The sequence below is a fragment of the Pseudonocardia pini genome (assembly GCF_013870575.1).
Lineage (GTDB): Bacteria > Actinomycetota > Actinomycetes > Mycobacteriales > Pseudonocardiaceae > Pseudonocardia > Pseudonocardia pini.
In genome coordinates, this window is the sequence record NZ_JACBXB010000153.1 from 1 (window position 1) to 9085 (window position 9085).

Sequence of the window (9085 nt, forward strand, 5' to 3'; positions counted from 1 at the left end):
GCTGGCCAAGCTCGAACAGGTGCTGCCGAACCGGTTGAAGCGGCAGGTCGCGGCCGTCCACGAGGCCACCGCGCAGGGCCCGCGCAACACCGACACCGCCGATCCCGATCCGGAGGTCGACGCCGCGGTGCTCGCCACGCTCGCCGCCGCGGTCCGCGACCGCGAACAGGTGCGGTTCGACTACCGCGCGGCCGAGTGGCCGCTCCTCGTCGAGCCGTACCGGCTGGTGAGCTGGCAGGGGCGGTGGTATCTGGTGGGCCGCGAGTCCGCGACCTGGCGCACCTTCCGCGTGGACTGGCTCGCCCTGCGGATGCGCACCGGGCTCCGCTTCGAGCCGGTGGCGCTGCCCGGCGGCGACTACACCGCGTTCGTGCTGCGAGACGTCGCCTCCACCGGCTGGGCCGTGCACGCCCGGATCACGGTCGCGGCGCCCGCGACCACGGTCCTCGCCCGGATCAACCCGGCGGTGGGGCTCGTCGAGGAGGTCGACGAGGAGACGTCCGTACTGGTCACCGGCGCGGACAGCGTGGAGACCGTCGCGGTCTACATCGGCATGCTCGGCCTGGACTTCCACGTCACCGAGCCCCCGGGACTGGTCGCGCACCTGGCCGCGCTCGCCGCCCGGTACGAGCGCGCCGTCACACCCCGCGGCTGATCCCGCTGTGGTCGAATCGGACCATGGTCTCGTTGGACGACGTCGTCCGCCCCGGCTCGCGCATCGTGCTCGGCGACGGCTGTGGCGCCCCCGCGGGCCTCTACGGACCGCTGAGCGAGGCGGCAGCCGGGAAGGGTGTCCGGCTCGTGCTCGGCTGGGTCCCCGGGCCCACGGCCGGTCTCGACCTGACGGCGTTCGCGGATGTCCGGGTCGTCGCGGGCGGGCCCGGGCTGCGGCGCGACATCGAGGTGGGCAGGGCGAAGGTCGTGCCCTGCAGGCTGTCGGCGATCCCGCAGATCCTCGCCGGGCCGCTGCGGCCGGACCTCCTGGTCGCCACCCTGGTGCGCGGCCCGGCCGGGCTGCACCTCGGCGCGGAGTCGTCCTACCTGCGCGGGCTCGTCGACGCAGGCGTCCCGGTGGCCGCCGTGCTGTCCTCGACCTCGCCGCTGGCCGAGACCGGCCCGCCGATCCCGGAGGAGCAGGTCACCGTCGTCGCGGAGACGGACGCCCCGCCGTGGGAGATCCCGAACGCCACCCCGACCGCGGCCGACGAGGCGATCGCGCGGCACGTCACCGCGCTGGTGCCCGAGGGCGCCCGGATCCAGGTGGGGCCCGGCAGGCTGGCCCAGGCGATGGTCGCGGCGCTCGAGGTGCCGGTGCGCGTCGACTCCGGCCTGCTCCCCGAGCCCGTGGTGGACCTGGCGGCGAAGGGGCTGCTGCTGGGCGAGCCGAGCGCCGCCTACCTGTCCGGCACCACGCGGCTCTACGACTGGGCCCACGGCCGTCGGATCCTGAACCCCATCGAGCACACGCACGACCTCGGCAGGCTCTCCGCCGCACCGCCGCTGATCGCGCTCAACGCCGCGTTGGAGATCGACCCCGACGGGCAGGTCAACGTGGAGGGCGTCGGGCCCGTCGCGGCGGGCATGATCGGCGGGCACCCCGACTTCTCGGCCGCGGCCGCGCGGGGCCCCGGGATCTCGGTGATCGCCCTGCCGAGCACCGTGAAGGGTGTCCCGACGCTCGTCGAGCGGCTGTCCCGGCCGGTCACGACCCCCTCGCACGACGTCGAGGTGGTGGTGACCGAACGCGGCGTCGCCGACCTGCGGGGCCTGGACCGGGAGGAACGCAGGGTGGCCCTGCGCGCGCTCTGGGACGGTGAGATCAAGGCCTGAGGAACGTCCGCAGCGCCTCGATCGTGGCGGCGGTGTTCTCCTCGACCAGGAAGTGCCCCGCCTTCGGGATCGCCGCGCCCTCGACCAGGCCGGGGTCCGCGGCGCGGGTCCGCCACACGTCGACCGGAGACTCGGCATAGCCCCCGACGGCCCCCTTCGCGCCCCAGAGGACCAGCGTCGGCACCCGGATCCGGTGGCCTGCGCGCTCGGACTCGGCGTCGTGCTCCAGGTCGATCGAGGCGCCCGCGCGATAGTCCTCGAGCATCGCGTGCCGTGCCGCGGGATCCGCGAAGGCCTTCTCGTAGGCGGCGAGCGCCTCGGGCGAGTGGGCTCCGAGCCCGCTCCCCCAGCTGCCGAACAGGGCGTGCAGGTAGCCGATCGGGTCGCCCGCGATCAGGCGTTCGGGCAGGTCGGCGGGCTGGACGTAGAGGAACCAGTGGTAGTAGGCGGTGGCGATCCGACGGTCCACGGTGGCGTAGACGTAGTCCGTGGGCATGATGTCGAGCAGCGCGAGCCGCTCCACGCGCTCCGGGTGGTCCAGCGTCAGCCGGTGCGCGGTGCGGGCCCCGCGGTCGTGCCCGACGACGGCGAAACGCTCGAACCCCAGCTCGGCCATGACCGCGACGGGATCGGCCGCCATGGCGCGGAACGAGTAGCCCGCATGGTCCTCACCCGAGGGCGGACGGTCCGACTCCCCGTAGCCCCGCAGGTCCGGCGCGACCACCGTGTGGTGCTCCGCCAACGCCGCCGTCACCGGCCGCCACATCACGTGGCTCTGCGGGAACCCGTGCAGGAGCAGCACCGGCGGCCCCTGCCCGGCCCGCGCTCCGCGGATCGTGATGCCCGACGGCGTCCGGACCGAGATCGGTTCGCTCATGGTGGGTATCGAACACCCAGGCCTTGAGCACGAGGAAGCGCAGCAACCCGCCGAGCACGCTCGCGGCGGTGACCGCGGCGGTCTCCTCCAGCGGCGTGGCGTCGGGCACCCACTCGTCGACCAGCAGCAGGACGGCGGTGCTGTAGCCCGCGTAGAAGACGACGGTCCCCAGGTCCTGGACGTACACACGCCAGCGGTGGGCCGTGGCGCCGTCGAACGTGAAGCGGCGGTTGACCTCCGTGCTCACCGCGGTGCTCAGCACCAGCGCGACGAGGTTCGCGGGCACCGGGCCCAGGACGAGCCTGGCCAGCAGGTAGAGCCCCGCGTTCACCGCGGTGCCCAACCCGCCCACCATCGCGTAGCGCGCCAGCTGGGCGACCAGGGGGAAGCGCTCGCGGAGGGTGTGGACGCGGTGCGCCGGGACGCCCAGCAGGTCGGCGAAGGGAAGGTGCGGCCCGGGCGCGGTGATCGCTCTGCTCGCCACGGTCCCGATCACCTCTCTCCGCCCGGCTCGTCCGGTACAGATCATTTATCGCATTCCCACATGAGAGCGAGCACGCTCCCACCTGTGTGAACGCTGTGAGCGGAGCAGATCTTCCGCCCCGCTACGCTGTGATCGGACTTACCCGTCACCGCGTCGAGGCACGCGCGTTGACGGTGTGAGACCGGTCGCCCCCGACGGGGTGACGCGTGGACACGATCGGGGGCGGCATGCGGCGTACGGCGGTGACACTGGGAGTGGTGGCCCTGTTGGCGATCGCGGGGCTGGGCGCCGCCACGGCCGCGGGTGCGGCCACCCCGGGCGCGCCGGACACCACCGCGGAGGGCTTCTACGTGGCGCTCAACGGCACGTCGGACGGCGGCGACTGGGCCGCGCAGTCCGACGCGATCGTCGACCCGCAGCTCGGCACCTGCTACGACCTGCAGTCCCTGGCCACCGGACCCGCCGCGTGGACGGAGTCGGTGAACCGCACGGACACGGTCGCGCTGCTGTCGGCGAAGTCCTGCGCCGAGCTCGCCGAGCAGCTCACCGAGGGCGAGCCGGACTCGGCCCACGCGGCGCGCTGGACCAGCCCGCACTCGGTGTCCGGGGACGACTCGGGCACCTTCACGTTCCGGTCCGTGAGCTTCGCGCACGTGCGCTAGACCGCGCTACACGTCCAGGAACACGGTCTCGGCCTCGCCCTGCAGGCGGATGTCGAAGCGGTACTCCGCCTCGCCCACCCGCTCGGCCACGAGGGTGCCGCGGCGCTCCGCGGGGACCAGCGCGAGCACCGGGTCCGTCGCGTTGGCCGGGTGGTCGGGCAGGTAGACCCGGGTGACGACGCGGTCGAGCAGACCGCGGGCGAACACCGAGACGTCGAGGTGCGGAGCCTCCCCCGGGAGCGCGCCGGGCAGCAGGGTGCGGACCTCCCACCGGCCCTCGTCGTCGGTGCAGCTGCGGCCGAAGCCCCGGAAGTCGGAGCCGCCCCCCTCGGGATGGGGGAAGCGGCCCTCGGGATCGGCCTGCCAGGTCTCGACCAGGCCGTCGGTGATCGGCGTGCCCTCGCCGTCGTAGAGGATCCCGGTGATCCGGACGGCGCCGGGCGTGCCCTCGGGGACGACCGCGGGCCCGGCGGGGCCCCAGTCGAGACCGAGCCGCAGGTAGGGGCCCACCGTCTGGGAGGGCGTCAGCTCAGGCATGGGGCTCCTCGAAGGGCGTCTGGTCGCGGCCGCGCAGCACGATGTCCCAGCGGTAGGCGAGCGCCCACGCGGGCTGGGTCGCCTCCATGTCGAAGGTCGAGACCATCCGCTCCCGCGCGCCCTCCGGCGCCGAGTTGTAGATGGGGTCGAAGGCGAACAGCGGGTCCGCCGGGAAGTACATCTGCGTGATGAGCCGCTGGGTGAACGCCCGCCCGAACAGGGAGAAGTGGATGTGCGCGGGACGCCAGGCGTTGGGGTGGTTGCCCCAGGGGTAGGCGCCGGGCTTGATCGTGGTGAAGGAGTACTCGCCGAGGGCGTTCGTGAGCACGCGGCCGCCGCCGGAGAAGTTCGGGTCGAGCGGGGCGGCCCAGTCGTCGGACCTGTGCGCGTACCGGCCTGCCGCGTTGGCCTGCCAGACCTCGACGAGCGTGTCCGGCACCGGCCTGCCGTCGGAGTCCAGGACGCGCCCGGTCACGATGATCCGCTGACCCTGCGGCTCCCCCGCGTGCTGGCGGGTGAGGTCGTGGTCCGACGGGCCGATCGGGCCGGTGAGCAGCGGCCCGGTCACCTCCGTCAGCCGCTGCGGGACGACGATCGGGGCGCGCGTCGGGTGCCGCAGGCCGGTGCTGCGGTACTCCGGCGAGTCGAGCGGCGGATGCGTGTCCCGAGGCCGCACGTACCGGCTCTCGCGCTGTCGTGGTGCCGACGTCATGTCGCTCCTTCCGAACCCCTCCGGACAGCGTGCCCCGGGCCCGGCTCCCCCTCGACGTGACTTCCGCTCTGCGGAAGGATCGCCCGGGTGGCGAGATCGACGGTGACGGCGCGGGTCCTGGACGTGCTGGGCGCCTTCGGGACCGACGCGCCCGTCCTCACGCTCACGGAGATCAGCAGGCGGACCGGGCTCCCGCTGACGACGACCCACCGGCTGGTCGGCGAGCTCGCCGCCTGGGGAGCGCTGGAGCGGGCCGACTCCGGGGAGTACCGGATCGGGCTACGGCTGTGGGAGGTCGGCGCGCTCGCGCCGCGCGGCATGGGCCTGCGCGAGCGCGCGATGCCCTACCTGGAGGACCTGCACGAGGTGACCCGACACAACGTGCAGCTCGCGGTGCTCGACGGCGCCGAGGTCGTCTACGTCGAGCGGCTGTCCGCGCACGACGCCGTCAGCATCCGGAGCGGGCCGGGCTCGCGGCTCCCCGCCACCGCCACCGGGGTGGGGCTCGCGCTGCTCGCGCACGCCGAGCCCGGGCTCGTCGAGCGTGTCCTCGCCGCGCCCGTCCGCAGGTTCACCGAGCGCACCGTCACCGATCCCGCCGCCCTGCGGCACCTGCTCGGCGAGGTCCGGCGCACGGGGGTGGCGATCAGCGTGCAGCAGATCGAGCTGGTGTCGCAGTCCGTCGGAACGCCGGTGCGGGATGCGGCGGGGGTCGTGGCGGCGCTGTCGATCGTGGTCCCGGTCGAGGCCAACCCGCACGCCTACGTGCCTGCCGTCCTCGCCGCCGCCCGCGGCATCTCCCGCGCCCTGCGGTAGCCCGCGGGAGCGTCGTGGTGCCTGCAGGCCGGATCGACGGAACCAGCCTGGTGGCAGACGGCGGCTTGACCCGCGGCGTGCCAGTCTGATCCCGTGCGCGAGTTCCGTATCGACGTCCCCCAGTCCGAGCTGGACGATCTCCGCGACCGGCTGCGGCGGACCCGCTGGCCGGAGCCCGCGACCGTCGGCGGGTGGACGCAGGGGGTGCCGCTCGACTACGCCCAGCGGCTCACGCGGTACTGGGCCGAGGAGTACGACTGGCGCCGGTGCGAGGCCGAGATCAACGCGTACCCGCAGTTCGTCACGGGTCTCGACGGCGGCGGGGACGACTCCGTGCAGGTCCACTTCCTGCACGTCCGGTCCCCGCACAAGGACGCGCTGCCGCTGATCCTCACGCACGGGTGGCCGGGGTCGATCGTCGAGTACGTGGGCCTGATCGACGCGTTGACCAAGCCGGAGGACCCGTCCGACGCCTTCCACGTCGTCATCCCCTCGCTGCCCGGCTTCGGGTTCAGCGGCAAGCCCGAGGTGTCGGGGTGGGGCGTCGAGCGGATCGCCACGGCGTGGGCGCAGCTGATGGACCGGCTCGGGTACGACCGCTACGGCGCACAGGGTGGCGACTGGGGCTCGATGATCACCGCGGCGCTGGCGAGCGGCATCCCGGAGGCCCTCGCGGGGATCCACCTCACGATGCCCCTCTCGGAGGCCCCGCCCGCCGAGGAGCGTCGCCCACTGTCGAAGCCGGAGAAGGAGGCGCTGCTGTTCGCCAAGCGGTTCAAGGTCTCCGGCACCGGCTACTCGGCCGAGCAGTCCACCCGGCCGCAGACCCTCGGCTACGGGCTCACGGACTCGCCGGTCGGGCAGGCCTGCTGGATCGCCGAGAAGTTCTGGGACTGGACGGACTGCGCGGGCCATCCGGAGAACGTGATCTCGCGGGACCGCCTGCTGGACAACGTGATGTTCTACTGGCTGACCGCCAGCGCGGCCTCCAGCGCCCGGCTGTACTGGGAGAGCTTCCGCAAGCCGCGGATGGAGACCGTCGAGGTCCCCACCGGCATCTCGCAGTTCCCGCACGAGATGACCCGGCTGCCCCGGCACTGGCTCGAGCGCCGGTTCGTGGACATCCGGCACTTCTCGACGCCGGTCGCAGGCGGCCACTTCGCCTCGCTGGAGCAGCCCGAGACCCTGGTGGACGAGCTGCAGACCTTCTTCCGAACGGTGCGCTGAGCCGTCACGCTGCGCCGATCGGATCAACGCCCTAGGACACCCGATCGTGTGACGAGGGTGGTCGGGCGTTAACGGCAAGAGATCGACATCACTTCTCCGTCACCGCCGTACCTCCATCGAGTGAGCCTCGTTGGAGTGATCGTCCGGGTGCGCGTGATCGACGTCCACCGGACACACCCCCCGGTAGCGATCAGGTCGCACCCGGCGCGGTGGGCCGCCAGGGTCCACTGTGGCCGGTCGATGCGGCGTGCCCGAAGGAGCCCCGATGACCCGCATGCTGAGCACCTCCGCCCTCCGTCTCGTCGCAGCCGGTGCGCTCGGCCTCCCGCTGACCCTCGGGGTCACGGGGGTGGCGAACGCCGAGACCGGTCACGCCCACGAGCACGGTCACGACTGCGGCCACCCGGGCGGCGGTCAGCGCGCCGTGCAGGGTGGCGACGTGGTCGGGGCGCTCGCGCAGGTGAACCCGGCACTCAACGTCGGCGGCATCCTGAACTCCGGCCCCGTCACCCAGACCGCGTACGCCGCGAGCCCCGCGAACACCGGCATCCAGCAGTCCGGCGGACACGGGCACGGCGGGCAGCGCGCCGCCCAGGGCGGCAACCTCGTCGGGGCCCTCGCACAGGTGAACCCGGCACTCAACGTCGGCGGCATCCTGAACTCCGGCCCCGTCACCCAGACCGCGTACGCCGCGAGCCCCGCGAACACCGGCATCCAGCAGTCCGGCGGACACGGGCACGGCCCGAGCGGCGGGCAGGAGTCCTTCCAGGCGGGCGACCTCGTCGAGGCGCTGGTCCAGGTGAACCCGGCCGTCAACGTCGGCGGCATCGCGAACTCGGGCCCGGTCACCCAGACCGCCCACTCGGACAGCGCGGCGAACTCCGGGATCCAGCAGTCCGGCGGACACGGCGGCGGTTCGAAGCGCGCGGCGCAGGGCGGCGGGCTTCTGGGGCTGAACCTGCAGGTCAACCCCACCGTGAACATCGGCGGGATCCTCAGCTCGGGCGGCGTCTCGCAGAACGCGGTCGCCGCGAGCGGGGCGAACTCGGGCATCTGAGCACCTGCAGCCGGTGCTGGGGAGCACCGGCCGCAGCGGTCGCGGTGAGCTGGGGAGCGGATCCGCGACCGCACCGGCAATGACGTCCCGCCGATCTCGAGCGGATGCCGGGGGGTAGACGGCCGTGTGAGCGGTCGGCACGGACGGGCCCGGGTCGCGAGTGGCGGCCCGGGCCCGGTGCGCGTCCTACTCGAAGGCCAGCACGGAGGCGGTGAAGCCGTGCAGGTGGTTTCGCCCACCCACCGGCCCGATCTCGCCCGCGGCGAAGAACCCCGCCACGGGGACGGTGCCGAGCGCGGCGCGCAGGACGCCGACGTCGTGGCCGGCGTCGGGGAACATCGTCGTCCCGCGGCCGTTGCAGGAGAACAGGATCGCGCCCCGCACCGGCGGCAGGTCGGCGAGCAGGGCGGCGAGGTCCTCCCCCGCACCGGCGGCGTCGCGCACCTGGAAGCGGACGGTCCGACCGACCTCCACGACGTCGCCCACCGCGACCGCGCCCTCCTCCGGGTCGATCCCGAGGACCCCGCGCACGAGGAAGTCCCCGCGACCGTGCTCGTCGGCGTACTCGTCGATCGCCACGCCGAGGTGCAGCCCGGTGGAGACCTGCTTCTGCTCCTCCGGCGGCAGCCCCGACACGATCGCGCCCAGCCGGGCGAACGCCGGCTCCCCCGCGAGCTCGAGCAACAGGTTCCCCTGCGCGCCGGTGACGACCATCGGCGGCCCGATCGGCCTGCACCCCTGGCTGACGACCGTGCGCACGCCCGCGCCACGGCCCAGCAGGACGCCCACCGCACCGCCCGGGACCACCTCGCCGTCGAGCAGCAGGCGGTCGGCGCCCGCGCTCGCCAGGCCACCCATGAGCGGCAGCCCCGGCAGCAGCTCC

At 73.8% G+C, this 9085-nt stretch carries 11 protein-coding genes; 6 read left to right on the forward strand and 5 right to left on the reverse strand.

Going from position 1 to position 9085, the window contains the following annotated elements:
* Both H5J29_RS11685 and H5J29_RS11690 read left to right on the forward strand, forming a co-directional pair.
* On the forward strand, positions 1 to 655 hold a 655-nt coding region (locus H5J29_RS11685), incomplete at its 5' end, for a helix-turn-helix transcriptional regulator (RefSeq protein ID WP_181780956.1).
* Positions 656 to 678: 23 nt separating this feature from the next.
* Complete coding sequence (locus H5J29_RS11690; protein ID WP_181780957.1) at positions 679 to 1830, forward strand: acetyl-CoA hydrolase/transferase C-terminal domain-containing protein; 1152 nt, start codon at positions 679 to 681, stop codon at positions 1828 to 1830.
* Here the strand turns inward: H5J29_RS11690 and H5J29_RS11695 are convergent.
* The gene (locus tag H5J29_RS11695; RefSeq protein WP_246393762.1) at positions 1820 to 2596 is read right to left on the reverse strand and encodes an alpha/beta fold hydrolase; all 777 of its coding nucleotides are present in this window, start codon (positions 2594 to 2596) and stop codon (positions 1820 to 1822) included. The genes H5J29_RS11690 and H5J29_RS11695 overlap by 11 nt on opposite strands.
* Positions 2499 to 3191: a GtrA family protein gene (locus H5J29_RS34950; protein WP_312858169.1), complete on the reverse strand. Its 693-nt coding sequence runs from the start codon at positions 3189 to 3191 to the stop codon at positions 2499 to 2501. Before H5J29_RS34950 ends, H5J29_RS11695 begins: the two co-directional genes overlap by 98 nt.
* Before the next feature lie 206 nt (positions 3192 to 3397).
* Between H5J29_RS34950 and H5J29_RS11700 the strand changes: the two genes are divergently transcribed.
* Positions 3398 to 3853 carry a hypothetical protein gene (locus tag H5J29_RS11700; RefSeq protein WP_181780959.1) on the forward strand — a complete coding sequence of 152 codons (456 nt, stop codon included), beginning with the start codon at positions 3398 to 3400 and terminating at the stop codon, positions 3851 to 3853.
* 6 nt (positions 3854 to 3859) lie between these two features.
* Here the strand turns inward: H5J29_RS11700 and pcaG are convergent, their stop codons facing one another.
* Together pcaG and pcaH are read right to left on the reverse strand one after the other, a co-directional pair.
* Positions 3860 to 4390 (reverse strand): protocatechuate 3,4-dioxygenase subunit alpha, encoded by a 531-nt coding sequence (pcaG, locus tag H5J29_RS11705; RefSeq protein WP_181780960.1) that lies wholly within the window; start codon positions 4388 to 4390, stop codon positions 3860 to 3862.
* A complete protein-coding gene (gene pcaH / locus H5J29_RS11710) occupies positions 4383 to 5102 on the reverse strand; it encodes a protocatechuate 3,4-dioxygenase subunit beta (RefSeq protein WP_181780961.1) in 720 nt (239 codons plus the stop codon). Before pcaH ends, pcaG begins: the two co-directional genes overlap by 8 nt.
* A gap of 78 nt (positions 5103 to 5180) precedes the next feature.
* On the opposite strand from pcaH, the gene H5J29_RS11715 reads away from it, so the two are divergent.
* The 3 genes from H5J29_RS11715 (at position 5181) to H5J29_RS11725 (ending at position 8202) form a co-directional block, all read left to right on the forward strand.
* The gene (locus tag H5J29_RS11715; RefSeq protein ID WP_181780965.1) at positions 5181 to 5918 is read left to right on the forward strand and encodes an IclR family transcriptional regulator; all 738 of its coding nucleotides are present in this window, start codon (positions 5181 to 5183) and stop codon (positions 5916 to 5918) included.
* Positions 5919 to 6011: 93 nt separating this feature from the next.
* Positions 6012 to 7145: an epoxide hydrolase family protein gene (locus H5J29_RS11720; protein ID WP_181780962.1), complete on the forward strand. Its 1134-nt coding sequence runs from the start codon at positions 6012 to 6014 to the stop codon at positions 7143 to 7145.
* Positions 7146 to 7410: 265 nt separating this feature from the next.
* Positions 7411 to 8202, forward strand: coding sequence for a hypothetical protein (locus H5J29_RS11725; RefSeq protein ID WP_181780963.1), 792 nt, complete (start codon positions 7411 to 7413; stop codon positions 8200 to 8202).
* Positions 8203 to 8388: 186 nt separating this feature from the next.
* On the opposite strand, the gene H5J29_RS11730 is transcribed toward H5J29_RS11725, so the two are convergent.
* The coding region (locus H5J29_RS11730) for an FIST signal transduction protein (RefSeq protein ID WP_181780964.1) at positions 8389 to 9085 on the reverse strand (697 nt) is incomplete at its 5' end.